Here is a 26392-nt window from a genome sequence, read left to right on the forward strand (position 1 = left end):
ATGGCACGCAAGATCGTTACCATCGCCCCGCCGACGCCCAACGGCGACCTGCACCTGGGGCACATTTCCGGGCCGTACATGGCGGCCGACGTCTACGCCCGTGCCCGCCGCCTGCGTGGCGACGAGGTGGTGCTGCTGTGCTACGCCGACGACTACCAGAGCTACCTGGCCCGCAAGGCGCGTGAACTCGATGTCGAACGCTTTGCGCTCGGCCGCGAGAACGGCACGAAGATCGCCGAGACGCTCGGGATGATCGACATCGAGCTCGACTGGTTCCACCAGGCCGGACACAACGATTATTTCCGCCGCGCGGTGACGCAGTTCTATACGGCGGCGCGCGACAGCGGCAACCTGTATCGCAAGACCGAGCGCATTCCTTACTTTCCGGCCTTCGGCATGTACGGCTACGAAGCGTTCGGCCGCGGCGACTGCAACCATTGCGGCGCGTCCTCGGATGCCAGTCAGTGCGAGGATTGCGCCCATGCGCCGGATGTGTCGAAGATGGAAAACATCCGCTGCACCCTCGGTCCGTCCGACGTGGAATGGCGCACGGTCGAGCGCGATACCCTGCGCCTGAATGCCTTTCGCGGCTTCCTGCGTTCGCTGTACGAGACCAAGGCGCTGCGTCCGCACCTGCGCGACTACCTGGAAGAAGTGCTGGCGTTGCCGGACCTCGACTGGGGCATCACTCGTCCGCACGAATACGGTATCGAACTCGACGAGCCGGGGCGGCCGAATGTGCACACCTGGTTCTGCGGCATCGCCGGTTACTTTGCCACCTTCTGCGAGTGGGCGGAAAAGCAGGGCAAGCCCGAGCTGATCGAATCCTGGCTCAAGGACCGCGAAACCGGCCTGGTGCATTTCCTGGGTTTCGACTGCTCGTTCAGCCATGCGGTAGCCTATCCGGTACTGCTGTCGCTGGTCGACGGTTTCCAGCGCGACGTGCAGATCTACACCAACCGCTTCCTCAAGCTGGAAGGCGAGGACTTTTCGACCAGCCGCGGCCATGCGATCTGGGTGCGCGACATCCTGAAGACCCATCCGGCGGATGCGGTGCGCACCTACCTGGCGCTCAACAGTCCGGAAGATGCGGTGTGCAACTTCAGCATGGCGGAATTTTCCGCCTGGTACGAAAAGGATTTCATCGGCAAGCAGAACCGCCTGCGCGACGCGCTGTTCGACACAGCGGAAAAGCAACGCTTCATTGCCATCGCTCCGCGCGACCGTGAAGCACTCAATGCTCTGTTGCGCGACTGGCGCAAGGCCAGCAGCGAAGGCGCCTTCTCTATGCGCAAGCTGGCCCATGTGTGTACGGCCGTGCTCGACCTCGCTGCCGATGCCGCAGTGCGCCGCGCCGTCGATGCCCGCATGCTGCTGGCTGCCTATGCGGTGCTGGCAAGCCCCATCCATCCGTCCTGGTCGGCCGAGGTGATGCAGTGCATCGGTCTGGAGCAATCCGTCGCCATCGAATGGCTGAATGCCGCGCTTGCCGACGCATCGGCGCAACCTCTCGCACTCGAGGCTGCGTGATGACGACGCGGCACTTCGATGTGGCGGTGCTCGGCGGCGGCGTCGCCGGCTGCCCGGCAGCCTGGTTCCTGGCACGCGCGGGTTTGCGTGTGTGCCTGGTGGAGCCTGGGGTTGCCGGTGGCGGCGGGGCGTCGTCGATGACCGGCGGCATCGTGCGCGCCTACGATCCGGATCCGGCGTTGATGCAGCTGTCCTTGCGCGGCGTGCGACTGTTTGCCGAATGGGAGCGGCACGGATTGCCGGGGCCGTCACCGCTCAGGCGCACCGGGTTCCACTACCTGGTGGCGCCAGAGAACATCGAAGCCGCCGCCGCCGGTGCGCAGTGGCTGGAAGAGCAGGACTATCCGGTCATGCGCCGCCTGCCCGCAAGCTGCCTGCAGGAACTTCCCTTCCTGCGCCCGGACCACCCCGCGCCATTGGCGCTGGCGGAGCCGATGGGAGGGCACGGCAATGCGCGCCTGACCTGCCAGCAATTGATCCGCTCGCTGACCGACATGGGGGCGACCGTGCTGGAAAACGCGGGCAGCGACATCCGCCTGGAACGTGCGCCGCACGGTTGGGAAATCGTCCTGCCGCACGGCACGATCCGCGCCGGCATCGTGACGGTGGCCGCCGGAGCGGCGACGCGGACCTACCTGCCGCAGCTGCCGGTATTCGTGCGCAGCATTCCGCTGGTGCGCATGCAGGGGACGACGGTGACGCCTCTGGTCGATGAATGTAACCAGACCTATTTCGTGCCGGCCGGCGAAGGGACTTTCTTCTGCGGTTCGAAGTGCAACTTGGACTTGCCGCATGCCGCGCCCGTTGCCGACGTGCCTGCCGTGTCGATGGCGGTCGTCGCGGACGCAAGGATGCGTGCAGAAGGCGTGCTGCACGCCGGCATCTCGCCGCAGCCGCTCGGCGGCATCGCCGGCTACGACCTGTACAGCGCCAGCCTGCGTCCACAGATCGGCTTCGCCGCGGAAGGCCTTTTCACGATCGCGGCCTTTTCCGGGCGGGGATTCAAGTACTGCCTCGCCGCGGGCGAAGCCGCCGCCAACCAAATTTGCGAAGCGCTCGGACGCAATGCGCTCTATGCAAAGGCATGCACGCTGGAGGCATTTTCCCCGCAAGTCCCTGACGTCAAACCTGGTCCGGCCCCGGCGCCGGCCATGATGGAGCAAGCATGATGAGTTCTTCTACCGTGAACGGCATTGCATCCCGCCGTCCCTTCAGGATCGGCCTGTCCGCCAACCTTGAAAGCGGCCGCAGCGTGCATCGCCAGACCTTCCTGAATGCGGTGAACCTGGCTTTGCAGACCGGGGTGGTGGATTCCTCGCTGGTGGAATTGCGCTACGAATGCGATGCCGCCGATGCAGCAGGCGCCACGCGAGCCGCCAGGGAACTGGTGGCGTGGGATGCGGATGTGGTGATCGGCCATTTTGCCAGTGCCGCCGCCGATGCGGCACGCCGCATCTACCAGGATGCGGACATTCCCCTGCTGCTGCCGGCTGCCACCGCCGGCGGCCTGGTGGAACCCGGCGGGAATGTGTACCGCGTATGCGATCCCGACCGCAGGCTGGCCGAGGCGCTCACCCGCGACCTGTCCCTCTCGCACGGCGTGTCGTCGCTGGCTGTGGCATGCGACGGCAGCCTGCATGGCGTGGCGCTCAGCATCGAGATCGTGCAGGCGGCGCTGCGCCGTGGACAGCACGTCGAACGCATCGCCTCACGGACGACGGAATGCACGGTGCCGGTCGATGCCTGCGTGTTCGTCGGCCAGTTCGACCCCAGCGTGAAGTTCGTGAAACAGCAGGGCATCTTCGGCACGGCCACCCGGCTTGTGCTGACTGACGATGCGGCGACGACGGAACTGGGCGCCGCGCTGCGCGGCCACGACGGCCCGTTGCTCGTGTACGGCTTCCGTCCCAGTTCCGCCTATCCGTCGGCGCAGGAGCTGGTGCTGGAACACACGCGGCGCTACTGCTATACGCCAGGCGTGTATTTCCTCGAGACCTATGCAGCGCTGGAAATCATCGGGCAGTTCCTGAAGCAGTGCGACGGGCTTCCGCTGGCCGATGCCCTGGCGGCGCGCGCATGGGAAACCGTGCTGGGCCGCGTGCGCTTCGCCGGCAATGAAGGCGGCGCCGGCCGCTACGGAAAGTGGCTGCTGCAGGACGGCTTGCTGCAGTTCAGCCAGTCGTTGCATGCGGCGCCCGAAGACGGCATCCCGCCGGTTTCCATCCATCCGAAAACCATCAACAAGGAGCAGTCATGAACCGCAACAATGCAAACGCCTATCTGCCGCTGGTCCTGCTGGGCGGCCTGGCGCCGAGTTACTTCACCTATCGCTTCTCAGTCGACAAGCTGGCCGAGCTGGGCGGCGCCAGCCTGGCCAACCTGATGCTGCTGTCGCCCGCGTTCTATGCCGACGCGGCGCGCAACTGGGTGGCATCCCAGCTGCTGACCGACATCCTGCTGTGCACCCTGGTGTTCTTTGCCTGGGCCTGGGGCGAGGCGCGCAGGCTGGGCATGCGGCACTTCTGGGTGTATCCGCTGCTGACCTACAGCATCGCCTTCTCGCTCGCGCTGCCGCTGTTCCTCTGGGCACGCGCGCGTCGCACCGAGGAGTTGAAGCATGGCTGAGTTTTCTCCTTACCGCACGCGGCCGGTGTCCTTTCTCGGCGTGCATGAAAGCAGCAACTGGCAGGTCAAGGTCTACGGCATCTGCAGCAAGGGCAGGCCGGCCGACAAGGCAATCGTGGAGCGAGCCTGGGAACAGGCGATGCGCCTGCTGAAAAACATGCGGCATGACTTCCCGGTGTACGGGGCCGCCTTCCTGATCGTGCACGAAGCCAATGACGGCAGCTTCTTCCTGCTCAACTGGTGGACCGGCGAAAACATGCTGGGCTCGCAGGTGTTCTACGAGGTGCCGGGCGGCGGTGGCTTCACCGATTTCGCAGGCAGCCGCATCGCCTGCTGCGTATGGGAGCTGGAAGTCATGAAGCATGAGCGCGACCGCTGGGTGCGCGATGTGCTGACCGAGGGCAAGGGCGATATCGCCGCCTACCTGCAGGCAGGCTTCGAAGGCCATGTCTGAACAAGACGATCCGACATTCGCGATCCGACTTTTGATACGGAGCAAGAACATGACTGAGATTTGCAACATCAACCTGGAAGGCTTGCAGACGCTGGGCGGCATCGTGCGCCGCTGGGCACTGTCGCAGCCGGATACGCTGGCGGTGACGGACGGCCGCAGCGCATTGAGCTTTTCCGAACTCGAACGCAAGGCCGTCGCCGTTGCGTATCGCCTCGCCGCCAGCGGCGTGGCGCGTACCGACCGCGTGCTGGTGCTGGCGGAGAAGACCACGGACATTGTGCCGGCCGCCATCGGCATCTGGAAGGCGGGCGCCATCTATGTGCCGGTCGATGTGAGTTCGCCGGCCGGGCGCATCGCCTGGCTGCGCGACAGCATCCGTCCGGCGCTGGTGATCGCCACCAAGGCGCAACTGGCGGCGCTGAAGTCCGAGCTCGGTGCGATCCGCTCGCTGTCGTTCGAGCAGATCCGCGCACTGGAAGCGGTGGACGAGGTGCCGGAGGAGGAAGTGCCGGCGGGTTCGCGCAGTGACACGGCGTACATCCTGCATACCTCCGGCTCCACCGGCACGCCCAAGGGCGTGGTGATGTCGCACGGCGCGGTGCTGACCTACTTCGACGGCCACAACCGCGTGCTCGGCTTCGATGCGCAATCGCGCTGCCTGAACAATGCGCCCTTCCATTTCGACGTCTCGATCCAGGACACCTTCCTGCCGCTGTCCTTCGGCGCGGGCGTGGTGCTGACGCCGGGCCTGCCGCTGCAGCCGCTGCTGCTCAAGCGCATGGAGGAATATCGCATCACCCACCTGATCGCGGTGGCGACGGTACTGCGCCTGATCACCGGCGACGGCAGCGCGCTGGCACGGCACGACCTGGGCGCGCTGCGCGTAGTCATGACCGGCGCCGAGGTGTGCGACGTGAAGGTCATCAATGAATGGCTGGCCCGCTATCCGGGCATTCGCGTCATCAACGGATATGGTCCGACCGAAGTGAATTCGATCAGCCTGGTGCATGTGATCGAACGGGCCGAGGAGGGACGCACCGCGTTCTATCCGATCGGACGGGCGCTGCCGACGGTCAGCACGCTGCTGGTCAATGAACAGGGCGCTTCCATCGTTGCGCCGGGCGTCGTCGGCGAGCTGCTGCTGGGCGGACCGCAACTGATGGACGGCTACTGGGACAAGCCGGCGGAGACCGCCGTCGCCTTCGTCGACATCGCGGGCCAGCGCTACTACCGCACCGGCGACCTGTGCCACTACCTCGACAGCGGGGAATTGCAGTTCGACGGCCGGCGCGACCACGAGGTCAAGCTCAGCGGACGCCGCATCAATCTGACCGAGGTGCAGGCCGCGCTGCTGCGCGTGACGGAAGCGGACAACGCAGTGGTCGGCGTGGTCGAGCGCGACGGGCAGCCGGTGATCGCCGGCGTGGTCTTCGATACCGGCAAAGGGGAGGACTGGTCCGGCGCGCGGCTGGAAAGCGTGGGCAGGGACATCGCCAACCTGCTGCCGCCCTACATGTGTCCGCGCGTGCTGGCGGTGACGGCGGGCGGTTTCATGATGAGTTCCGGCAAGGCCGACCGCAAGGGTGCGCTGCAGGCGTTGCAGCAGGCGGTGGCAGGTTCGCGCGCCAGCTATTTCAACAACCGGGGCGCCGCATCCTTCGATGCGCTGGCGGCCTGACATAGGAGAGGCATCGTGACGTTCAAGCATGAGGAACAAGGACGCGCCTGGCAACAGGTGCTGGAGACGGTCGAGGCGGTGCTCGGACATCCGCTCGACGCAGGGAGGCAGGACGGCAATACGCCGCTGTCCGACCTGGACATCGATTCGCTGGCGCTGGTGAACATCATCGTCAGGCTCGACGAAATCGCAGGAGGCCGCCTGGCCCTGCTGTCGGACGGCATGCCGCCGCCGGCTACGCTGGGCGACCTGGTGAAGTTTGTGCAGGAAGCAGCATTGGAAGAAATCGCGTAACCGGCAATACCCATTTCACATTTCAACTTACAGGAGCTTTTGCAATGAACACTCTGGACATCATCACCCAACCCGCCAACACCCTCTCCGACGCCGACGTGCTGTGGAACGACATCCTGGCGGAAGTCGAACAGCAGCGTGTCGCCAATCCGGTCATCTCCTCCTTCCTCGACAAGATGGCCTTGCAGAACGGCAGCATGGCCGATGCCGCTGCGCTGCTGCTCGGCAGCCGCATGGGCAGCGCCGGCGTCAGCGAATGGTCGATACGCAAGCTGTGCCAGCAGGCCTACCAGGAGAATCCGGAACTGGTGGCGGTCATGGTCAAGGACCTGCTCGCCGTCGTCCACCGGGATCCGGCGAGTTACTCGCTGTCGGCGCCCTTCCTGTTCTTCAAGGGCTTCCATGCGCTGCAGGCCTATCGCGTGGCCCACCACTTCTGGATGACCGGCCAACAGTTCTCGGCGCTGGCGCTGCAGAGCGCCGCCGCCGCGGCCTTCGGCGTCGACATCCATCCGGCGGCGCGCATCGGTGCCGGCGTGATGATCGACCATGCCACGGGCGTGGTGATCGGCGAGACCGCGGTCATCGGCGACAACGTTTCGATCCTGCATAACGTTACGCTCGGCGGCAGCGGCAGCGGCAGCAAGCAGGGCGACCGCCATCCCAAGGTCGGATCGGGCGTGCTGATCGGCGCCGGCGCCACCCTGCTGGACAACATCCGTGTCGGCGACAACGCCAGGATAGGCGCGGGGGCGGTGGTGCTGCGCGACGTGCCGCAGCGGCACATCGCGACCGGCATACCGGCGCGCAACAGGCCGATGGCGGACAACCAGGATCCGCCGGCGCTGACCGGGGACCAGTCCTTCCTCGATGACTTCGGTGTCGACTACATGATTTGAGCCTGATATCCGACTGGAGCATCTGAACATGAACGCACAACATTACGATGTCATCGTCATCGGCGGCAGCGTCGCCGGCTGTACCGCAGCGACCCTGCTCGGCCGCGGCGGCCTGAAGGTCGCGGTGCTGGAACGCAAGGCATCGATCGACGATTACAAGAAAATCTGCACCACCTTCATCCAGGCCAGCGCCTTGCCGGTGATCGAGCGCCTTGGCATCAAGGATGCCATCGAGGCCGCCGGCGGCGTGCGAAACAGTGCCGAGTTCTGGACGAAATGGGGGCGCATTGCGGCCACCCGCGACGCGGTCAACCGCGACCTGCCGGCGCACGGTTACTCAATCCGGCGCGAGGAACTGGATCCCATCCTGCGGTCCCATGCGCAGGCGACGCCGGGCGTGGAACTGATGCTGGGCGCACAGGTGAAGACGCTCATCGAGGAAGATGGCCGCGTCGTCGGCGTGCGCTACCAGGTGGGCAACGGGCCGGAGCTGACGCTGCGCGCACCGCTGGTGGTTGCTGCCGACGGCCGCGGCTCACGCATGGCGGAGCTGGCCGGCGTGCCGGCGAAGCTGCGCGACAACAAGCGCTTCGTGTACTACGCGTACTACCGCAACCTGCCGCTCAAGTCGGGACAGCGTTCGCAATTCTGGGTGAAGGACCGCGAGATGGGTTTCGCCTATCCCTTCGGCCACGGCCTGACCATGCTGTGCTGTTTCGCGCCGCATGACCAGCTGCCGCAATGGAAGGATGACCTCGACGGCGCCTTCCGCCGCTTCTACGGCGACCTGCCGGATGCGCCCGATCTCGGCGCGGCCGAACGGGTGACCGGTTTCAAGGGCATGCTGCGCCTGGACGATGCGCGCCGCCCCTCGGTCTGGAAGGGCATGGCGCTGGTTGGCGATGCCGCCATCTCCGCCGATCCGATGTCGGGTGTCGGCTGCGGCTGGGCGATGCAGAGCGCGGGCTGGCTGGCCGATGCGGTGCTGCCGGCCTTCCAGGGCAGCCGCCCGCTGGAAAGGTGCCTGGCGGATTACCGCAGGCTGCATCGCAAGCGGCTGTGGGGCCATGAATTCTTCATCGCTGACAGCTCGGCGGGTCGCAGTCCTAACCTGCTGGAAAAGATGATTTCGATTGCCGCTGTGCACGACCAGACGATGGCGAATTACCTGCACGCTTTCATGGGCCGTCACATCGGCGTCCGCACCTTCCTGTCGCCGCGCAACCTGTTGCGCATCGCCGCGGCGAACATCGCTTACCTGTTCAAGCGGCAGCCGGCGCAGGCCGTCTTCACGATGGAGGCACAAAAATGGTCATGAAACGCATCCTGATGACAGGCGCCACCGGTTTCATCGGCAGCCACCTGCTGCTGCGCACGGCGCAGTCCCATGCGGTCAGCGCACTGGTGCGCAGCCGTGAGGGCGAGGCGTCCCGCGAGCGGCTGGAAGCGTCGTTGACCAAGGCGGCCTGTTCCTACCGCCCGATCGCGGACACCACTGGCCTGCTGGAGCGTGTGGACGTGGTGACGGGCGACCTCGATGCGCCGCGACTGGGCATGTCGGATACGGCCCGCGCCGCCCTCGCCGGCGTGGAGGAAATCTGGCATGTGGGCGCAAACCTGCACCCCTTCGATGACGAGCACTGCGCCAGCCAGGTGAACGTCGACGGTACTCGTCATCTCCTCGAACTGGCGCTGGAACTTGGCGTGCGTCGCTTCGTGATGGTGTCCACCGCCTACGTGGCCGGCACCATGGGCGGACATGTGCCGGAAGCCCTGCATCGCCCGGCGTCCTACAACAACGATTACGAACGCTCGAAGGCCGAGGCCGAACATCTCGCGCAGCAATTTTGCGCCGAGCACGGCATCGTCCTCGACATCCTGCGGCCATCGGTGGTGGTCGGGCCGCGCGCGTCGAAAACCACGGGCGGTTCGCGTACCGGGCTGTACGGACTGATGCGCGAATTGCAGCGCCTCGCCAGGGCGGCCCGCCGCGCTGGAATGAGGGCGCTCAACCTGCCGGGCAGGGAAGGCCGGATCAATTTTGTGCCGGTCGACGAGCTGCTGGAGGATTTCCTTGCGATTGTCACTGAATCTGCCGCACCGGGTTGCCGCGTGCACCACCTGGTGAACAGCCGCGATTTCCCCGTGTCGGTTCTGATGCAGATGCTTGCCGGCCGCCTTGGCCTGGACGCCATCCGCCTGCAGGAGGATTTCGCGCCTCGCGACGACGCCGAACGGCAGTTGGTGGAACGGTTGCGCTTCTATGCAGGCTATACGCAGAACGACAAGTCGTTCGAACGGACGCGTGCGCCGCATGTGGAGATGAGTGACGCCGACATGCTCAACTACGTGGAAGCCGGCCTGCGCGAACTGCAGTATGGCGGCCTGGAAGAGCTGTTCCGCGTTCACCGCCTGCCATTGCCCGATGGCGGCCAGCTGGTGGCGTACGAGTGCGGTGACGAGGCAAAGCCCGCTGTGCTGCTGGCCAATGCCTACGGCATGCCGGTCGATGCCTGGTTCCCGCTGGCGGCGGTCTTGCGCCGCACGCACCGGGTGCTGACCTGGGATTGCCGCGGCTTGCCGGACATGGGCAGCGATGCGGAGCAGTTCGACCGCATGGATGTGACGACGGATGCCTATGTGGACGATGTGTTCACGGTGGCGAAAGCTTTCGGCGTCGAGCGCGCCGCCCTGGCCGGCTGGTCCACTGGCGCGCTGATCGCGGCCAAGGCTGCCGCACGGGCACCGGGATTCGTGACGTCGCTGGCGCTGCTGCACGGCAGTTTCATGCTCAAGGGCAGCGAACTGACCAAGTTCCAGAAGAACATGAAACTGCTCATGCCCAAGGTGGCCGGCAGCCGCGGCACCGCGCGCATGATGTTCAACATGGTGTTCAGCCAGGAGCAGCGCAGCTTCATGTTCAGCTGGGCCGACCAGATGCTCAAGCGCAAGGTGGAGCAAATGATGGGCCAGACCGACCCGGCCTACCAGCACCTGATTGCCATGCCCACGCGCGGCGTGGAAGAGGTGTACCGCTATGCGCGGATGGTGACGCGCTTCGTGGACGACGCGCCGGAAGCGTGGCTGGGCAGGATACAGGCACCTACGCTGATGGTCACCGCGCACGGCGATACCACCGCACATCCGGACGGCACCTGCAAGGCGGCACGCCTGATACCGGGTGCCGTGCTGGAGATCGCGCAGGAAGGGGATCACTTCACCTTCTACGGCCAGCCAGGCATGCGCGAGCGGATCGTGTCCTTCCTGGCTGAACCGGCTGCTGCGCTGCCGCTGGCCGCATCGTGGCAATGAGGGAGCGCACATGAACAAGCATGACGTTTCCTACACCCCGGTCGGCGCGTTGCTGACGCCGCCCTGGCCGGTTTCCGCGGACGGAAAACCACGATGGAGGATGGCGGCTGGCGTACTGCTGTCGGCTGCACTGCTGCTCGGTGCCGGCTCGCTGTACCGGCCCGACGTCGCGGATGCGCAGGTACGCGCCGAATATCGATTGCCGCAATCGCGCTTCATCGACATCCAGGGTGTGCCGCTGCATTACGTCGATGAAGGCCAAGGCCAGGCGGTGGTGCTGATCCATGGCTCGGGGGCATCGCTGCATGCCTGGGATGACGTCGCGCGGCAGTTGCGCGGCGCGTATCGCGTGATTCGCGTCGACCTGCCGGGTTCCGGGCTCTCGGGTTTCGACGGCGGCAGCGACTACAGCATCGAATCCTATCTCGGCTATCTGCGCGCTTTCCTCGATGCGTTGCGGATAGACAAGGCGGTGATCGCAGGGCATTCGGTCGGCGGTCAGGTCGCGTGGCGCTTTGCGCTGCAGGACCCGCACCGGGTACGCGGGCTGGTGCTGGCTGCACCGACCGGGTACCCCGCCGCCAGTCCGCTGGTGTGGCGGCTGGCGCAGGTGCCGGTGGCGGGTGAAGTGCTGTCGCGCCTGACGCCGCGTTTCGTGGTGGAGGAAAACGTCAGGGAAGTCTTCGCCGACAAGTCGCGGGCGACGCCGGAACTGGTGGATCGCTATCACCGCATGCTGCTGCGCGAGGGCGCGCGCACCGCGATGCTGTCCCGCATGCGGGCCGTGGCTTTCAACGAGCATGAGCGGATCGGCGAGTTGCGTATGCCGGGGCTGGTGCTGTGGGGCGAGGAGGATACGTGGCTGCCGCCTGCTTATGGGCGGCGCTTTGCGAAGGAATGGCAGGGAACGGCATTGGTGACGTATCCGCGCACCGGCCACAACCTGATTGAAGAACGGGCGGACGTTGTTGCCGCCGACATGCGCGGATGGCTGAAGAACCTGCCGCCGCAGTGAACCTGAATTGTTGCTGAATCCTTTTATTTCTTAATTTACTGGAGCTGAAAAATGAACAAAGTCCTCGACGTTATCGGTGTTGGTTTTGGTCCCGCAAACATTGCCGTAGCCATCGCGAATGAAGAACTGGATACCGGCCTTTCGATGCGCTTCCTGGAGCGCGCCCCGACCTCTCAATGGCAGCCCGGCATGCAGTTCGGCCAGTCGGACATCCAGAATCATCCGCTGCGCGACCTCGCCACGCCGCGCAATCCGCGCAGCCAGTATTCCTTCACCAACTTCCTGTTCAGCAAGGGACGCCTGTTCGAGTTCCTGAACCTGGGTCGCACTTATCCGCTGCGTACGGAATATTCACAATATGTGGAATGGGTGGCAGGGCATTTCTCGCACCAGGTGCAGTACGGCACTTCAGTGCAGAGCGTGAGCTATGTCGCGGCGGACAGGGCCAATGGCGGGAAGGCGCACTATGAAGTGTCGACCTCGGACGGAGAGGTGCATCGCGGTCGTTCGCTGCTGCTGGCGCCGGGACGCACGCCCTTCATTCCGCCGGTGTTTGCCAACAAGCTGACGCCGCGCGTGATTCACCTGAACCATTACATCCCGACGCTCAAGGCGCTGCAGGAAAGCGGTACGCCGCCCAAACGCGTGGCGGTGGTGGGCGGCAGCCAGAGCGCGGCCGAGATTCTGGTGCACCTGGCCGACGAGCTGCCGGATGCGGAAGTGGTCGGGTTCAATCGGAGCTTCGGTTTCCGCCTGAAGGACACCAGCCCGTTCACCGGCGAAGTGTACTTCCCTGAATTCGTCGACCTGTTCTACTCGCTCGACAAGGACAAGAAAAAGCGCTTGTCCGAGAACCTGCACTACACCAACTATTCCGCGACCGATTCGGATGTGCTGGATGCGCTGTACCTGAAGATGTACCAGCAGAAGGTGGAGAATCGCGAGCGCCTGTCCATCCGCCGCAGCGCGGACATCCTTGGCGTCGAGACCGACGAGGGCGGCGCGACGCTGCGCTACACGCAGATCGAGCATCCCGAGGAGCGCGCCGAGCATTTCGACCTGGTGGTGCTGGCCACGGGCTTCCGCAACCTCGGCACCGGCGCGCAGGACGAACGCCATCCTGCCATCTTCGCCCCGCTCGCGCCCTATGCGGAAAAGGGTGAGGGCGGCGTTATCCAGGTCAATAGCGATTACACGGTCAAGATGCTGCATACGGTTCAGTCGGACAATCCGTGTTACATGAACGGCCTGTGCGAATCCACGCACGGCATGGGCGACGCGGGTTCCTTCAGCCTGCTGTCGCTGCGTTCTAAGGTCATCGTCGAATCGCTGGAGCGCCGCCTCAATGCCCTGCCTTCCAGCGCGAAGGTAACCATGTCGCTGCGCAAGGAGCGGGAGGAGAGCGATCTTGCGCTCGCGGCATGAACACCGGGCGGCATCATGCCGCCCCCATCATCGGCACAAAGCGGGGCTGCGCTTCGACGCGTGCGATCCAGTCCCGGATGGCGGGGAAGGGCGCGAGGTCGAAGCCACCCTCCGCCGCCTTGTGGGTGTAGGCGAACAGCGCGATATCGGCAATCGAATATGCGCTGCCGCCGAAGAAGGCCTGTCCCGCGAGATGCTTTTCCATCACCTGCAGCGCCTGCATGCCCCGTTCGTGCAGCCGCGGCAGCTCGGTTCGGCGTACATGGCCGGGCGGCAGGAAGCGGCAGATGAAGCGCGCCACGGCGATATAGGGTTCGTGGCTGTACTGTTCGAAGAACATCCACTGCAGCACCCGCGCCTTCGCCAGCCGCTCGGCCGGCCACAGCGGGGTGCCGTCGGCGAGGTAGCACAGGATCGCGTTCGACTCGCTTAGCACTTCCCCGTTGTCCAGCACCATGGTCGGCACCTTGCCGTTCGGGTTCATTGCCAGGAATGCCGGTGTGCGCGTTCCGCCGTTCACGCTGTCGACTTCTTCCCACCGATATGCAGCCTGCAACTGTTCCAGCAACAGTTTGACCTTGTAGCAGTTTCCCGAATCGGACATGCCGAATACCCTCGTCACCTTGCTTCCCCTTTCCCTGCAACCTGTCTTCCGATGTTTTTGCGTTTTCCCCAGCGACGCCAGTATGATTGGCAACCTTGAATTGATAAACCCGACAATAGTTTCATTACTTTGAACCTGGAGTGCGTAATCCATGGATAGATTGGCATGCATGGAAGTATTCGTCTGTGTCGTGGAAAAGGGCAGCCTGAGTGCGGCGGCGGACGCGTGCCACATATCGCCCACGATGGTGGGCAAGCACTTGCGCTTCCTCGAGGAACGCCTTGGCGCACGCCTGCTGAACCGCACGACGCGGCGGCAGAGCCTGACCGAAATCGGACGGACCTTTTACGAACGCAGCAAGCTTGCGCTGGCGCAGGTGGATGCGGCGGAAGCCTGTGCCAGCGAGATGCAGCAGGTGCCGCGTGGCGTTCTGCATGTCAATGCGCCGGTGTCCTTCGGCGCGAACGCCCTCGCCAAGGCGTTGAGCGATTACCTGGCGCTCTATCCGGAAGTGAGCGTGGAACTCTCGCTCAATGACCGCGTGGTCGACCTGGTGGAAGAGGGCATCGAGGCGGCGATCCGCATCGGCAGCCTGGCCGATTCAAGCATGGTTGCGCGGCCGCTGATGCCGTACCGGATGGTGGTCTGCGCATCGCCGCAATACCTCGCCCGGCGCGGCACGCCCGCATCGCCGGAACAGCTGGCGATGCACAACTGCATGGGCTTCAAGTACAGCGCCTCGCAGAAGCACTGGACCTTCATCGACGACGAGGGTCTCAACGAGGTGGCGGTCAATGGCAACCTGCGCGTCAACAATGGGCAGGCGCTCAAGACAGCGGCGCTGTGCGGCATGGGCGTGATCATGCAGCCCGAAGTGCTGCTGGAAGAAGACCTGGCCCAGGGCAGGCTGGTGCGCCTGCTGGCCGATTACGCGCTGCCGGCGCAGCCCATGCACATCCTTTATCCCTCCAGCCGCAACATGACACCCAAGCTGAAGTCCTTTGTGGATTTCATGGTGCAGCGTTTCGGCGCCGAATGACTTCCCCGGTTATTTGAGTTGACACCCCGGGTGTGCAATCCGGGGCGCAAACCGCGTTAAGCTGTCTCTGCGCCTTTCCGGTGTCCCTTCCTCTCTCCCTCCTTGCCGTTGCGTAATGACGCCCAGTCATACCAACTATACAAATCATGCATTTTTATAAACGGTGCAGGCCTGTCTATCATCTTCCATGTCGTCGCAGTGATGGAGCAAGCAACGGTCCCAGCAACCGGCTCCATGGCGGACGGCCCGATTTGTTTTTGCGAACTTTGCCAGATAGAAAGAGACCTCAAATTGAATAAAGTCCTGTCTTCGGTCATGCTTTGCGCGGGATTGCTTGCGGCAAGCAGCGCGTCCTGTTCGGAAGTGCGTCCCGCGAATGTCGAAGTGACGCATCGTTTCGACGTCAGCGCCGACACCGCCTGGAAAACCCTCGGCCGCTTCTGCGCCATTGCGGAATGGCAGTCGCTGGTCGCCAGCTGCGTGCTCGACGAGCGCAAGGAAGGCATCTACCGCACCCTCGTCATGCGCGACGGCTCGGCTTTCGTCGAGCGCCTCGAAGAATACTCGATCAACGACCGCGCCTTCGCCTACACCATCCAGAGCGGCCCGCTGCCGGTCACGAACTACCGCTCCGAATTCCGCCTCCTTCCCGACGGCGCACAGTCAGCCCGGCTGCAGTGGAAAGCCTGGTACACGGTGCCCGCCGGCGGCGACGACAAGGCGATCGCATCCAGCCTGGCGGCCCTGTTCGCCAACGGCATCAAGGGCATGCAACCCCTGCTGGACGCCGTGCGCTGAGCCGGGCGGCCCATCCATTCCCCATCTTCATTGCAACGAACCGATCAACCGTATCACCGGAGGAGTAGCAACATGCAAAAGAGTGCAGTCACTGTTGTTGTTGGCGACAAATTCTCGGATTTCGCGGCGCTGGAAGGCGTCATGACGGTATCGAAGCTGGCCAACCTGCTTGACGGGCTGGTGCAGGCGGACGAATTGCCGCGCCAGGTGGTGTTTGGCCAGGGCGTGTCGGAAAGCTGGCGTACTTATCTCAAGAACCGCGTCGAGGAAGGCGAATTCCCGGTCGAGTTCATCGGCGAACGGCAGATCAGCGAGCGCACCGGCCGCAAGTTCTGCCACAAGTGGGATCGCCACAACGTCTTGATCACCGATCCGCGCCGCATCGGGCTGAATGAATACAGCATGCTGCTGTCGATCGACGACGCCTGCGAAATCATGTCCGACCATGTGACCGGCCACCATGTGCAGGGAATGGTGCTGATCGAGGCGGCGCGCCAGGCTTTCCTGGCGGTGACGGAACGCTTCCTGCTGCCCAAGGACGAGAAGTACTACTTTGCGATCAACAAGTTCGATACCTCGTACCACAAGTTTGCTTTCCCGCTGCCGACCGAGATCTGCTTCAACCTCAACGAAATCGACCGGCGCCGTGAAGACCGCATCTCGGCCAAGGCGACCGTTGCCTTCTATCAGTGCGGCGAGTGCGTGTGCGAAGTGGCGGTGGAGTACACCGCCGTCCAGCAGAACCGCCTGCTGGAAAAGGAAAGGAAGATGGCGCTGGCTGCATTGACCAGCACGCTGACGAAGGTGATGTCGCCGGTGACGAACCAGGCGATGGCCTAGGCGACCTTCAGCACCTTCGATTCCCCCAGCTCTGCGCAGGTATCGAGGATCTGGCCGCGCAGCCAGGTCGAGATCGGGTTTCTCGACTGGTGCCGTGGCCAGACCAGGTGGAACAGATGGGTCTGGCTCTCGAAAGGCAGTTCGGAAACGCGGATCGGGTGCGCCTTGGCGAATTGCATGGCGAGGCGCCGCGGCAGCGTGCAGAGATAAGGCGTGGAATGGATGATGTGCGGCACCGTCAGGAACATATGGGTGGAGGCGATCACGCGGCGCCGGCGTCCCATTTCGGCAAGACGTTCGTCGACCCAGCCGTCGCGGCTGCCTGTGTAGGACACAAGGATGTGTTCGCAGGACAGGTAGGTTTCGAGGTCGAGCGGATGACCGTCCTTCAGCATCGGATGGTCGATCGCGCTGATCACGGCGTAGTCCTCGCGGAACAGGGGTTGCGCCGCCATGCGTTCGCCGGACGGCAGCGAGGAAGTGACCGCGCAATCGATGACGTTGCGCTGGAGCAGGTTCGATGCATCGAGGTAAGTGCATGGAATCGTTGCCAGGAAAACCGACGGCGCGGATTTGCTGAGGCGTGCCACCAGGTTGGGCAGGATCACCGAGGAGACATAGTCGTTGCCGCCTAGCTTGAGCGTGACGGCCAGTTCCTGGGGATTGAAATCGACGCTGGTCGCCACTGCTGTCTCCATCATGGCCAGGCCTTCGAGGATCAGCGGCGCGAGCATTTCGGCGGTGCGCGTGGGACGCATTTCCCCTTCGGTGCGGATGAACAGGCGCTCGTTGAACAGATGGTGCAGGCGGTCGAGGGAACGGCTGACGGCCGGCTGGGTGAGCGCGAGCTGCTCGCCGGCATGGGTCAGGTTCTTCAGGTTGTAGACGGCGGCGAATACCTTGAACAGATTCAGGTCGACGGACTTGGTCCTGCTTTTTTTCATAGGCGCGAGAAGGGTAGGTTGACGGGATCTGGCGCATGGGCGAAGGAACGCGCCATTAGGTCAGCGTATTGACAGAATTGCATCGAAAGCGTTAAAAAATTTACATGAAAAGTCAGAGAATGTCAGTCTTCATTTGCGGCGCGGGACCGGTGGGCCTCGCACTTGCCGCGCTGTTGCGCCAGCACGGCGTGGCCGTGCGCATCGTCGACAAGAGTGCCGGACCGACGCCCTATTCGAAAGCCATCGGAATGCATGCACGCACCCTGGAAAGCATGCATGCACTGGGATTGACCGGACAGCTGCTCGACGACGGCCTTCCGATGCGCAGCTTTCGCCTGGTAGAGGGCGGGCGCACGCTGATGTCAGCGGGTTTCGACGATATCGGGTCGCCTTACGGCTTTGTGCTCGGCTTGCCGCAGAGCCGGACAGAACGCCGTCTTCTTGAAAGGCTGGAGGAGCTGGGCGGGGCGGTGGAATGGGGAACGTCGCTGGAAGCGATCGAGGATCAGGGCGATCCCGCTGCGCTGGACCGGCCGGCGGTCGTGCGCATCGCGCATGCGGATGGCCGTGTCGAGCGTGTCGAGTGCAACTGGCTGGTGGGTGCCGACGGCAGCCGCAGTGCCGTGCGCGAGATGGCAGGCATTGATTTTCCCGGTGGCGACTTCGGCAAGGCCTTTATTCTGGGCGATGTCCTGATCGATTGGGATGGACCGAAAACGGAACTGCAATTCTTCCTGTCCGCCCGCGGCTACCTGCTGGTGATTCCGATGCCGGATGGCATGCATCGCATCATTGCGCAGACAGACAAGCGTTATGCGGATTTTCAGGGCGATGAACGCCCGCAGGCAACGCTGGAAGAGTTGCAGCGCATCGTCGACGCCAACGGTCCGGGCGGCATTCGTGTGCATTCACCGCAGTGGCTGACCAGCGCTCCCTTCTATCACCGGCTGGCGGAAACCGCGCTCAGGCAGCGCGTGATCCTGGCCGGCGACGCGTTTCATCTGTTCAGCCCCCTTGGTGCACAAGGACTGAATACCGGCTTGCAGGATGCATTCAACCTTGCGTGGAAGCTTGCTTACATCGAGAAAGATTGGGCACAGCATTCCTTGCTGCCCACGTATCAGGTGGAGCGTGAAGCCATTGCACGCCGCATTGCTGCAGTAACAGCAAAGACCACGGAATTCATCACGAAGACGACACTGCCGCATCGCCTGCTGCGCCGCTATGTGACGCCGCTGTTCAATCGCAGCGAGCGCGTGCAGAAACAATTGCCACGGCTGCTTGCGGGCATGTTGCAGGGGTATGGGGAAGTGGGGCCGCTTGCGGGAAGTTCCGGCTCCGGCCTGTTGCAAGCCGGCAGTCGCATACCTCATGCCTGGGTGTCGCAGGGCGATGGTCGTGTGCCCCTGGCCAGCATGGTTCATGGGACTGCTTTCACGCTCCTGCTGCTGAAGGAGCGGTTGGACGCCCAGGCACTCGTTGAACTGCATCAATTCCTGGCCCCGGCCAACTGTGCGCGCCATCCCTTCCTGAACGTGGTGGTGGTTACCCGGGAAACGGCAGCATGGAAGGAGCGACTTCCGGATGGTTGTTGCCTGGTCGACGATCGCGACGGCAGCGTGCTGCACGCGCTGTCCGGCAGCGCGAAGGCAATGGTGCTGGCACGTCCGGACGGCTTTTGCGCCATGTCCTCGAGGAACTGGTCGCCTGACGAGGTCGCGCATTATTTCAGCAGGTGCGGCGTGGCCGTGCGTGATGCGGTCTTGTCGCAGGAGGTGCGCGATGCAGCGTGAATGCCGCAATGCCGCTTTCTTCGATGTCGACAATACCTTGCTCAACCTGAAGTCGATGTTTGCATTCCAGGAGTATTTCTACGCACAGGCAGCGACGCACAGGGGCGCGTTCGCGACGTATGAGGAATTCATCGCGGACCTGCATGCCGCCGCTGCACCGGATGACCGTTTGGCCTTGAACCGCCGATTCTATGAAAGCTTCCGCAGCCGTCGAGTGGATGAGGTAGAGCGCCTGGCCGAGCAGTGGTTTGCCACAATGCTTGTGCGGCACGGCGACAGGCTGTGGATCGAATCTGCACTGCATCTGGCCAGGCACCTGCAACGCAGGGGCTATCTCCTGGTGGCTGTCTCCGGGTCTTCGCACGAGATACTGGGTCCGATGCTGCGGCACCTGGAATTCGATGCATGTCTCGCGACCTCGCTGGAATCGGAACACGGTGCGTACACCGGCCGCATTGTTCCCCCGCAGATCATCGGCGACGGCAAGGCATCAGCCATGCGACGCTTTGCCGATGCGCATCGGATCGATCTGCAGCGGTGCATTGCCTGCGGCGATCATTTGAGCGACCTGCCCATGCTTGAAGCGGTCGGCAAGCAATTTGTCGTGCACGGTGATCCGGCTCTCGAGCGTGTTGCATTGGCGCGCGGCTGGCAGATGCTGGAGACGGCGCCGTCTGCAATGCAGCCGGTATTCGTGCATGTTTGAGTACCAACAGTCACGTCGAGAGAAAGCTTGACTTAACCACAAGCAATTATTTTTTCTTCATGCTAACATCGGCCGAGTGCCTGATGTCGATACATGTACGGTATTGATACAGGCCAAACAATCGGCAGATGATTTGTCTGTTGTATTGCCACCCCCCTAGTCGTACTGTGTACTGTGCATCAGCGTTATGCACGTCCTTTTGGTTAATGATCGCAGCCTCAGCGGCGGCGGTGGAGGGTACTTCGGTCGCCCTCCTTACAGTCAACAGGGAGAATCCATGGCGGATGTGGTTTTGGAAACGCGGCAGCTGACGAAAGAATTCAAAGGATTCACTGCCGTCAATAATGTGAGCCTGAAGGTGCAGCGTGGACATATCCACGCACTGATCGGCCCGAACGGTGCGGGCAAGACCACTTGCTTCAACCTGCTCACCAAATTCCTGGTCCCGACCTCGGGACATATTCTTTTCAACGGCAAAGACATCACGATGGCCAAGCCGGCGCAAATCGCGCGCCAGGGCATCATCCGGTCTTTCCAGATCTCCGCGGTATTTCCGCACCTGACGGTGCTGGAGAATGTCCGTATCGGTTTGCAGCGGCCGCTCGGCAATTCCTTCCATTTCTGGAAGAGCGAGAGCAAGCTCAACGTGCTCAACGACCGCGCAATGGAACTGCTTGCCGAGGTTGACCTGGAAAAGTTTGCCGACACGACGACTGTCGATCTTCCCTATGGCCGCAAGCGCGCGCTGGAGATCGCCACCACGCTGGCGATGGAGCCCCAGCTCATGCTGCTCGATGAACCCACGCAGGGCATGGGGCATGAGGATGTGCACCGCGTCACCGACCTGATCAAGAAGGTTTCCACGGGCAGGACTATCTTGATGGTGGAGCACAACATGAGCGTGATCGCCGGCATCAGCGACCGCATCTCGGTGCTCCAGCGCGGGGCGGTGCTGGCCGAAGGAACCTATGACGAAGTATCGAAGAACCCGCAGGTGATGGAAGCCTACATGGGCACTACCGCCGGCGCACTCGAAGGAGCGCATTGAATGGCTGGATCAGCGGCATTGGAAATCACCAACCTGCACGCCTGGTACGGCGAGTCGCACATCCTGCACGACGTCAACTTTTCCGTGAACCACGGTGAAGTGGTTACGCTCCTGGGCCGCAACGGCGCGGGACGGACGACGACGCTGCGCGCGATCATGGGACTGACTGGCGCACGCAAGGGATCGATCAAGATCAACGGCACCGAGGCCATCGCAATGCCCACCCATAAGGTGGCGCATCTAGGCGTAGGTTACTGCCCCGAGGAACGGGGCATTTTTTCGTCGCTGTCGGCGGAAGAAAACCTGATGCTGCCGCCTTTCGTGTCCAAGACAGACAAGGGCATGTCGGTCGATGAAATCTACGCGATGTTCCCCAATCTGAAGGAACGCAAATCGAGCCAGGGCACGCGGTTGTCCGGCGGCGAGCAGCAGATGCTGGCCGTCGCCCGCATCCTGCGCACCGGCGCGCGCCTGCTGTTGCTGGATGAGATCTCGGAAGGCCTTGCGCCGGTCATCGTGCAGGCGCTGGCGCGCATGATCACGACCCTCAAGGCCAAGGGCTACACCATCGTGATGGTGGAACAGAATTTCCGCTTCGCCGCGCCGCTGGCAGATCGCTTTTACGTCATGGAACACGGTCAGATTGTCGAGACCTTCGCTGCATCCGAACTGGATAACAAGATGCCCGTGCTGCATTCGCTGCTCGGGGTATAACAACCACTAGCTGGAACACCAAGGAGATCGCAATGAAATTGAAAGCAATTGCAGTTGCAGTATCGGCTACCTGTGCATTTGCCGCAGCAGGCACCGCATCGGCACAGGTTTCGGGTGACGTCATCCGTATCGGTATCATCACCGACATGTCGGGCCTGTATGCCGACATCGACGGCCCGGGCGGCGTCGAAGCGATCAAGATGGCGGTCGCCGATTTCGGCGGCAATGTTGCAGGCAAGAAGATCGAAGTCGTGAGCGCGGACCACCAGAACAAGGCGGACATCGCCGCCTCGAAGGCACGCGAATGGTTCGACCAGCAGGGCCTGGACGTGCTGATCGGCGGCACCAACTCCGGCGCCAACCTGGCGATGGCGAAAGTGGCTTCGGAAAAGAAGAAGCCGTTCATTTCGGTCGGCGCCGCGTCCGCACGCCTGACGAACGAAGAATGCTCGCCCTACACCGTGCATTACGCGTATGACACCGTTGCGCTGGCCAAGGGCACCGGTTCTGCGATCGTGAAGCAGGGCGGCAAGAGCTGGTACTTCCTGACTGCCGATTACGCATTCGGCGCTTCGCTCGAGAAAGACACTGCGGAAGTGGTGAAAGCCGCCGGCGGCACGGTTGTCGGCAGCGTCAAGCACCCGCTGTCCGCATCCGACTTCTCGTCCTTCCTGCTGCAGGCGCAATCGTCCAAGGCGCAGATCCTCGGCCTGGCGAACGCGGGCGGCGACACCATCAACTCGATCAAGGCAGCCAACGAATTCGGCATCACCAAGTCGATGAAGCTGGCCGGGCTGCTGATGTTCATCAACGACGTGCACGCGCTCGGCCTGAACCTGACGCAAGGCATGTACCTGACCGACGGCTGGTACTGGGACCTGAACGACGACACCCGCAAGTGGTCGCGCCGCTACTTCGAAAAGATGAAGAAGATGCCGTCCATGCTGCAGGCCGCGGATTACTCCGCGACCACGCATTACCTGAACGCGGTGAAGGCGATCAACTCGGATGACGCCGACAAGATCATGGCGCAGATGAAGAAGACCAAGATCAACGACTTCTTCGCCAAGGGCGGCGAGATCCGTCCGGACGGCCGCATGGTGCACGACATGTACCTGATGGAAGTGAAGAAGCAGTCGGACTCGAAGTATCCGTGGGACTACTACAAGGTCGCACAGACGATTCCGGCGGCGACAGCCTGGACCACCAAGGCGGAATCGAAGTGCGCGCTGTGGAAGTAATCCGCGTCATTCAAGTACCTTCTTATCACTAGCGATAGAGTTCCTTCCCCCCAAGAGGGGGAAGGGGTCTTACGGTGCGTCTTGCAATCAAAGGCGCAGATATCCAGCAGCAACTTTCACTATTCTGCCTATGGAATTATTCGGCATTCCCCTGCAGGCCTTGCTGAGCCAGCTTCTGCTCGGCCTCGTCAACGGTTCTTTCTACGCCATGCTCTCGCTCGGGCTCGCGGTCATCTTCGGCTTGCTCAATGTCATCAACTTCGCGCACGGCGCGTTGTACATGATGGGTGCGTTCTTCGCCTGGATGGGAATGAACTACTTCGAAATCAATTACTGGGTGATGCTGGCGCTTGCGCCGGTACTCGTCGGCATCTTCGGCATCATCATTGAAAAATCCATGCTGCGCTGGCTGTACAAGCTGGACCACCTGTACGGCTTGCTGCTGACCTTCGGCATCACCCTGATGCTGGAAGGCCTGTTCCGCTCCTTCTACGGCGTGTCGGGCCAGCCGTATTCGGTGCCTGAGGCACTTTCCGGCGCATTCAACCTCGGCTTCATGATCCTGCCGAAGTACCGCGCCTGGGTGGTGCTGGCTTCGCTGGTGGTCTGCCTTGCCACCTGGTTCGTGATCGAGAAGACCAAGCTCGGCGCCTACCTGCGCGCAGGTACGGAAAACCCGAAACTGGTGGAAGCCTTCGGCATCAACGTGCCGATGATGGTCACGCTGACCTACGGCTTCGGCGTGGCACTCGCTGCCTTCGCCGGCGTGCTCGCTGCACCCGTGATCCAGGTGTCGCCGCTGATGGGCTCGAACCTGATTATCGTCGTGTTTGCGGTAGTGGTGATCGGCGGCATGGGCTCGATCCTGGGTTCGATCCTTACCGGCTTGGGGCTGGGCGTGATCGAAGGCTTTACCCGCGTGTTCTATCCGGAACTCTCGGCGACGGTGGTGTTCATCATCATGGCCATCGTGCTGATGATCCGTCCGGCGGGTCTGTTTGGCAAAGAGAAATAAAGGGGACATAGGATGAACAGGAAAGTTGGATACGCAATCGCCATCGCCGGCGCGCTGGCATTGCCGTTCTTCGTCTACCCGGTGTTCCTGATGAAGGTGCTGTGCTTTGCGCTGTTCGCGTGTGCATTCAACCTGCTGATCGGCTTCACCGGTTTGCTCTCGTTCGGGCATGCAGCGTTCTTTGGCGGAGCAGGATATGTGGCTGGCCATACGTTGAAGGTGTGGGGTTTCCCGTTCGAACTGGGGCTGATTGCCGGCGTCGTCGTCGCCGCGTTGATCGGCCTGTTGATGGGCAGCCTGGCGATCCGCCGGCAGGGCATCTACTTCACGATGATCACGCTGGCGCTGGCGCAGATGCTGTTCTTCGTCTTCCTGCAGGCACCCTTCACCGGCGGTGAGGATGGCTTGCAGGGTGTGCCACGCGGCAAGCTGCTCGGCGTGGTCGATCTTGCGAACGACATGACGCTCTACTATGTCGTGCTGGCGATTTTCATCGCCGGCTTCGCCCTGATCGTGCGCACCGTGCATTCACCGTTCGGCCAGGTGCTGAAGGCGGTGAAGGAGAATGAGCCGCGCGCCATCTCCCTCGGCTATGACACCGACAGGTACAAGCTGCTGGCTTTCGTGCTGTCGGCGTCCCTCGCCGGGCTGGCGGGCGCTACTAAAACCGTAGTGCTCGGCTTCGAGACGCTGACCGATGTGCACTGGAGCATGTCGGGACTGGTGGTGCTGATGACGCTGGTCGGCGGCCTCGGCACGCTGACCGGCCCGATCGTCGGCGCAGTCCTGATCATCGCGCTGGAGAACAAGCTTGGCGATTTCGGCAACTGGATGGCGGTGCTGACCAACATCGAATGGTTCCGTACCATCGGCGAGTCGGTCACGATCGTGACCGGCTTCATCTTCATCGTCTGCGTGCTGGCCTTCCGCCGCGGCATCGTGGGCGAACTCGGTGCGCTGTTCAAGCGAACGCCGACGGGATCCGGTGCAGCCCACTAGGACTAGCGAGTGGAAATAAAAACGGCAGCCAAGGCTGCCGTTTTTATTTGGTGACGCAGAACGCTCACAAAGCTGCAGCGTAAATTGCCCGGGCGTCGGCGCGCGTCACTTCGCGCGGGTTGTTGGTCAGCAGCCGGGTCTGCAGCATGGCGTCGTCGGCAAGCCGGTCCAGGTCGGCTTCGGCAATCCCCACCTGGCGCAGTTGTGTTTCGATCCCGGTACGGCGGGCGATCTCATCCATCCTGGCGATCAATGCCTGGGTGCGTGCTTCCGTGCTGCCGGTAACGCCCGGGGCAAGGATCTCGGCAAGTTCGGCATACATGCCGGCGGCATTTGGTGCGTTGAATCGGAGCACATGCGGCAGCACCAGCGAATTCGACAAGCCGTGCGGCACATGGAAGATGCCGCCGATCGGGTAGGCGAGGGCGTGCACCGCGGCGCAGGGGGCATTGGCAAACGACTGCCCCGCGAGCATCGCGCCTAGCAACATGGCTTGGCGGGCACCGAGATTTTTCCCATCCTCGCATGCCGTGACGATATTGCTGGACAGCAATGAGAGTGCCTGTCGCGCCAGCATGTCAGACAAGGGGTTCTTCTTCAGCTTGGTGGTATAGGCTTCGATTGCATGCACCATGGCATCGATACCAGTGGCAGCGGTCACTTTCGGCGGCAGGCCGATCGTCAGTTCCGCGTCGAGGATGGCGAGGTCGGCGTAAAGCTGGGGCGAGACGACACCCATCTTGGTGGTTGCACCGGTCGTGACAATGGAAATCGGCGTCACTTCCGAGCCAGTGCCGGCCGTGGTGGGCACTTGCACCAGCGGCACACGGCTGCCTTTGACATTGCCGATGCCATACATGGACTTCAGGTCCTGGTCGCTGTCCACAAGCACGGCAATGAGTTTGGCGACATCCATGGAGCTGCCGCCGCCAAGTCCGATGACAAGGTCGATCTCGTTCTTGCGGGCATCGGCCACGGCTTGCAGCACAACGGGTTCCGGCGGATCGGCGACCACATCGGAGAAGATGCTGACCGTCAATCCGGCTGCACGCAGGCTGGCAATGGGAGCATCGACCAGCCCAGTCTTAAGGAAACCGCCATCCGTCACGACCAGCGCACGGCGGGCTTTCGGGAAATGTTGCTGGACAAGCGCGCCGATCCTTTTTACTGCGCCAATCTCGGACACGATATGCGGGACAGTGCTGAAGGTAAATGCGCCGAGGGCTGTTGTTGTGCTCATCTCTTCTCCTTGGTTGATCTTCTATTGTAGCAAGGGGAGGGTGCAGTAGCAGGTGGGGCGGGGAGGTAATCCCTGCTTACAATTTACGGCAGGCATGTTGTACGTTTGGTATAGCGGTCTAAAGGATCGGAGACTAGGATGAATTGATGGCCGCCGGAAACATTCAGCGCGGTTTGACG

The 26392-nt window shown here is 62.8% G+C and carries 25 protein-coding genes; 22 read left to right on the forward strand and 3 right to left on the reverse strand.

Annotated elements, in window-relative coordinates; translation table 11 throughout:
• Genes AC3WOY_RS13805 through AC3WOY_RS13860 form a run of 12 tightly spaced genes read left to right on the forward strand, consistent with a single transcriptional unit; the run spans position 1 to position 13232 of the window.
• Positions 1 to 1530, forward strand: coding sequence for a class I tRNA ligase family protein (locus AC3WOY_RS13805; protein WP_492424679.1), 1530 nt, complete (start codon positions 1 to 3; stop codon positions 1528 to 1530).
• Positions 1530 to 2699: an NAD(P)/FAD-dependent oxidoreductase gene (locus tag AC3WOY_RS13810; RefSeq protein WP_492424681.1), complete on the forward strand. Its 1170-nt coding sequence runs from the start codon at positions 1530 to 1532 to the stop codon at positions 2697 to 2699. The genes AC3WOY_RS13805 and AC3WOY_RS13810 overlap by 1 nt, the downstream gene beginning before the upstream one ends.
• Positions 2696 to 3787 carry an ABC transporter substrate-binding protein gene (locus AC3WOY_RS13815; RefSeq protein WP_492424683.1) on the forward strand — a complete coding sequence of 364 codons (1092 nt, stop codon included), beginning with the start codon at positions 2696 to 2698 and terminating at the stop codon, positions 3785 to 3787. Before AC3WOY_RS13810 ends, AC3WOY_RS13815 begins: the two co-directional genes overlap by 4 nt.
• Positions 3784 to 4155 carry a DUF2834 domain-containing protein gene (locus AC3WOY_RS13820; protein ID WP_492424685.1) on the forward strand — a complete coding sequence of 124 codons (372 nt, stop codon included), beginning with the start codon at positions 3784 to 3786 and terminating at the stop codon, positions 4153 to 4155. Before AC3WOY_RS13815 ends, AC3WOY_RS13820 begins: the two co-directional genes overlap by 4 nt.
• Positions 4148 to 4609 (forward strand): hypothetical protein, encoded by a 462-nt coding sequence (locus AC3WOY_RS13825; RefSeq protein WP_492424687.1) that lies wholly within the window; start codon positions 4148 to 4150, stop codon positions 4607 to 4609. The genes AC3WOY_RS13820 and AC3WOY_RS13825 overlap by 8 nt, the downstream gene beginning before the upstream one ends.
• A gap of 49 nt (positions 4610 to 4658) precedes the next feature.
• Positions 4659 to 6287, forward strand: coding sequence for an amino acid adenylation domain-containing protein (locus AC3WOY_RS13830; RefSeq protein WP_492424689.1), 1629 nt, complete (start codon positions 4659 to 4661; stop codon positions 6285 to 6287).
• Between the two features lie 15 nt (positions 6288 to 6302).
• On the forward strand, positions 6303 to 6581 hold the full coding sequence (locus AC3WOY_RS13835; protein ID WP_492424691.1) for a phosphopantetheine-binding protein: 279 nt from the start codon (positions 6303 to 6305) through the stop codon (positions 6579 to 6581).
• A gap of 44 nt (positions 6582 to 6625) precedes the next feature.
• Entirely contained in the window at positions 6626 to 7480 is an 855-nt protein-coding gene (gene cysE / locus AC3WOY_RS13840; RefSeq protein ID WP_492424693.1) for a serine O-acetyltransferase, read from the forward strand.
• A 28-nt stretch (positions 7481 to 7508) separates the two neighbouring features.
• On the forward strand, positions 7509 to 8798 hold the full coding sequence (locus AC3WOY_RS13845; RefSeq protein ID WP_492424695.1) for an NAD(P)/FAD-dependent oxidoreductase: 1290 nt from the start codon (positions 7509 to 7511) through the stop codon (positions 8796 to 8798).
• A complete protein-coding gene (locus AC3WOY_RS13850) occupies positions 8795 to 10792 on the forward strand; it encodes an alpha/beta fold hydrolase (RefSeq protein WP_492424697.1) in 1998 nt (665 codons plus the stop codon). The genes AC3WOY_RS13845 and AC3WOY_RS13850 overlap by 4 nt, the downstream gene beginning before the upstream one ends.
• 10 nt (positions 10793 to 10802) lie before the next feature.
• Complete coding sequence (locus AC3WOY_RS13855; protein WP_492424699.1) at positions 10803 to 11807, forward strand: alpha/beta fold hydrolase; 1005 nt, start codon at positions 10803 to 10805, stop codon at positions 11805 to 11807.
• Positions 11808 to 11858: 51 nt separating this feature from the next.
• Positions 11859 to 13232, forward strand: coding sequence for a lysine N(6)-hydroxylase/L-ornithine N(5)-oxygenase family protein (locus AC3WOY_RS13860; protein WP_492424701.1), 1374 nt, complete (start codon positions 11859 to 11861; stop codon positions 13230 to 13232).
• 13 nt (positions 13233 to 13245) lie between these two features.
• Here AC3WOY_RS13860 and AC3WOY_RS13865 read toward each other — a convergent pair whose 3' ends face one another.
• On the reverse strand, positions 13246 to 13836 hold the full coding sequence (locus AC3WOY_RS13865) for a glutathione S-transferase family protein (protein ID WP_492424703.1): 591 nt from the start codon (positions 13834 to 13836) through the stop codon (positions 13246 to 13248).
• A gap of 151 nt (positions 13837 to 13987) precedes the next feature.
• Here AC3WOY_RS13865 and AC3WOY_RS13870 point away from each other — a divergent pair, with 151 nt between their 5' ends.
• The 3 genes from AC3WOY_RS13870 to AC3WOY_RS13880 all read left to right on the forward strand — a co-directional run bounded on the left by AC3WOY_RS13870 (position 13988) and on the right by AC3WOY_RS13880 (position 16513).
• Positions 13988 to 14875 carry a LysR family transcriptional regulator gene (locus AC3WOY_RS13870; protein ID WP_492424705.1) on the forward strand — a complete coding sequence of 296 codons (888 nt, stop codon included), beginning with the start codon at positions 13988 to 13990 and terminating at the stop codon, positions 14873 to 14875.
• A gap of 291 nt (positions 14876 to 15166) precedes the next feature.
• A complete protein-coding gene (locus AC3WOY_RS13875; protein WP_492424707.1) occupies positions 15167 to 15673 on the forward strand; it encodes an SRPBCC family protein in 507 nt (168 codons plus the stop codon).
• Between the two features lie 72 nt (positions 15674 to 15745).
• Entirely contained in the window at positions 15746 to 16513 is a 768-nt protein-coding gene (locus AC3WOY_RS13880) for an AfsA-related hotdog domain-containing protein (RefSeq protein ID WP_492424709.1), read from the forward strand.
• Here AC3WOY_RS13880 and AC3WOY_RS13885 read toward each other — a convergent pair.
• Positions 16510 to 17457, reverse strand: a complete 948-nt coding sequence (locus tag AC3WOY_RS13885; protein WP_492424711.1) for a LysR family transcriptional regulator — start codon at positions 17455 to 17457, stop codon at positions 16510 to 16512. The genes AC3WOY_RS13880 and AC3WOY_RS13885 overlap by 4 nt on opposite strands.
• 119 nt (positions 17458 to 17576) lie before the next feature.
• On the opposite strand from AC3WOY_RS13885, the gene AC3WOY_RS13890 reads away from it, so the two are divergent.
• The 7 genes from AC3WOY_RS13890 (at position 17577) to AC3WOY_RS13920 (ending at position 24973) form a co-directional block, all read left to right on the forward strand.
• Complete coding sequence (locus AC3WOY_RS13890) at positions 17577 to 19250, forward strand: FAD-dependent monooxygenase (RefSeq protein WP_492424713.1); 1674 nt, start codon at positions 17577 to 17579, stop codon at positions 19248 to 19250.
• Positions 19240 to 19956, forward strand: coding sequence for an HAD family hydrolase (locus AC3WOY_RS13895; protein ID WP_492424715.1), 717 nt, complete (start codon positions 19240 to 19242; stop codon positions 19954 to 19956). The genes AC3WOY_RS13890 and AC3WOY_RS13895 overlap by 11 nt, the downstream gene beginning before the upstream one ends.
• 277 nt (positions 19957 to 20233) lie before the next feature.
• Positions 20234 to 21004 carry an ABC transporter ATP-binding protein gene (locus AC3WOY_RS13900; protein ID WP_492424717.1) on the forward strand — a complete coding sequence of 257 codons (771 nt, stop codon included), beginning with the start codon at positions 20234 to 20236 and terminating at the stop codon, positions 21002 to 21004.
• On the forward strand, positions 21005 to 21718 hold the full coding sequence (locus AC3WOY_RS13905; RefSeq protein WP_492424719.1) for an ABC transporter ATP-binding protein: 714 nt from the start codon (positions 21005 to 21007) through the stop codon (positions 21716 to 21718).
• Positions 21719 to 21750: 32 nt separating this feature from the next.
• A complete protein-coding gene (locus AC3WOY_RS13910; protein WP_492424721.1) occupies positions 21751 to 22959 on the forward strand; it encodes an ABC transporter substrate-binding protein in 1209 nt (402 codons plus the stop codon).
• 130 nt (positions 22960 to 23089) lie between these two features.
• On the forward strand, positions 23090 to 23974 hold the full coding sequence (locus AC3WOY_RS13915) for a branched-chain amino acid ABC transporter permease (RefSeq protein WP_492424723.1): 885 nt from the start codon (positions 23090 to 23092) through the stop codon (positions 23972 to 23974).
• A gap of 12 nt (positions 23975 to 23986) precedes the next feature.
• On the forward strand, positions 23987 to 24973 hold the full coding sequence (locus AC3WOY_RS13920; protein WP_492424725.1) for a branched-chain amino acid ABC transporter permease: 987 nt from the start codon (positions 23987 to 23989) through the stop codon (positions 24971 to 24973).
• Positions 24974 to 25037: 64 nt separating this feature from the next.
• Here AC3WOY_RS13920 and AC3WOY_RS13925 read toward each other — a convergent pair whose 3' ends face one another.
• Entirely contained in the window at positions 25038 to 26213 is a 1176-nt protein-coding gene (locus AC3WOY_RS13925) for an iron-containing alcohol dehydrogenase (RefSeq protein WP_492424727.1), read from the reverse strand.
• Between the last annotated feature and the right edge of the window lie 179 nt (positions 26214 to 26392).

The sequence above is a fragment of the Noviherbaspirillum sp. FW303-A3 genome (assembly GCF_058788695.1).

Excerpts from the sequence above, each read along its gene's own strand:
- AC3WOY_RS13905 (WP_492424719.1), top strand. The coding sequence starts at position 21,005 with ATGGCTGGATCAGCGGCATTGGAAATCACCAACCTGCACGCCTGGTAC.
- AC3WOY_RS13920 (WP_492424725.1), top strand. The coding sequence starts at position 23,987 with ATGAACAGGAAAGTTGGATACGCAATCGCCATCGCCGGCGCGCTGGCA.
- AC3WOY_RS13825 (WP_492424687.1), top strand. The coding sequence starts at position 4,148 with ATGGCTGAGTTTTCTCCTTACCGCACGCGGCCGGTGTCCTTTCTCGGC.
- AC3WOY_RS13870 (WP_492424705.1), top strand. The coding sequence starts at position 13,988 with ATGGATAGATTGGCATGCATGGAAGTATTCGTCTGTGTCGTGGAAAAG.
- AC3WOY_RS13820 (WP_492424685.1), top strand. The coding sequence starts at position 3,784 with ATGAACCGCAACAATGCAAACGCCTATCTGCCGCTGGTCCTGCTGGGC.
- AC3WOY_RS13830 (WP_492424689.1), top strand. The coding sequence starts at position 4,659 with ATGACTGAGATTTGCAACATCAACCTGGAAGGCTTGCAGACGCTGGGC.
- AC3WOY_RS13915 (WP_492424723.1), top strand. The coding sequence starts at position 23,090 with ATGGAATTATTCGGCATTCCCCTGCAGGCCTTGCTGAGCCAGCTTCTG.
- AC3WOY_RS13890 (WP_492424713.1), top strand. The coding sequence starts at position 17,577 with ATGTCAGTCTTCATTTGCGGCGCGGGACCGGTGGGCCTCGCACTTGCC.
- AC3WOY_RS13850 (WP_492424697.1), top strand. The coding sequence starts at position 8,795 with ATGAAACGCATCCTGATGACAGGCGCCACCGGTTTCATCGGCAGCCAC.
- cysE (WP_492424693.1), top strand. The coding sequence starts at position 6,626 with ATGAACACTCTGGACATCATCACCCAACCCGCCAACACCCTCTCCGAC.
- AC3WOY_RS13925 (WP_492424727.1), bottom strand. The coding sequence starts at position 26,213 with ATGAGCACAACAACAGCCCTCGGCGCATTTACCTTCAGCACTGTCCCG.
- AC3WOY_RS13885 (WP_492424711.1), bottom strand. The coding sequence starts at position 17,457 with ATGAAAAAAAGCAGGACCAAGTCCGTCGACCTGAATCTGTTCAAGGTA.
- AC3WOY_RS13845 (WP_492424695.1), top strand. The coding sequence starts at position 7,509 with ATGAACGCACAACATTACGATGTCATCGTCATCGGCGGCAGCGTCGCC.
- AC3WOY_RS13805 (WP_492424679.1), top strand. The coding sequence starts at position 1 with ATGGCACGCAAGATCGTTACCATCGCCCCGCCGACGCCCAACGGCGAC.
- AC3WOY_RS13815 (WP_492424683.1), top strand. The coding sequence starts at position 2,696 with ATGATGAGTTCTTCTACCGTGAACGGCATTGCATCCCGCCGTCCCTTC.
- AC3WOY_RS13910 (WP_492424721.1), top strand. The coding sequence starts at position 21,751 with ATGAAATTGAAAGCAATTGCAGTTGCAGTATCGGCTACCTGTGCATTT.
- AC3WOY_RS13900 (WP_492424717.1), top strand. The coding sequence starts at position 20,234 with ATGGCGGATGTGGTTTTGGAAACGCGGCAGCTGACGAAAGAATTCAAA.
- AC3WOY_RS13895 (WP_492424715.1), top strand. The coding sequence starts at position 19,240 with ATGCAGCGTGAATGCCGCAATGCCGCTTTCTTCGATGTCGACAATACC.
- AC3WOY_RS13810 (WP_492424681.1), top strand. The coding sequence starts at position 1,530 with ATGACGACGCGGCACTTCGATGTGGCGGTGCTCGGCGGCGGCGTCGCC.
- AC3WOY_RS13880 (WP_492424709.1), top strand. The coding sequence starts at position 15,746 with ATGCAAAAGAGTGCAGTCACTGTTGTTGTTGGCGACAAATTCTCGGAT.
- AC3WOY_RS13865 (WP_492424703.1), bottom strand. The coding sequence starts at position 13,836 with ATGTCCGATTCGGGAAACTGCTACAAGGTCAAACTGTTGCTGGAACAG.
- AC3WOY_RS13860 (WP_492424701.1), top strand. The coding sequence starts at position 11,859 with ATGAACAAAGTCCTCGACGTTATCGGTGTTGGTTTTGGTCCCGCAAAC.
- AC3WOY_RS13855 (WP_492424699.1), top strand. The coding sequence starts at position 10,803 with ATGAACAAGCATGACGTTTCCTACACCCCGGTCGGCGCGTTGCTGACG.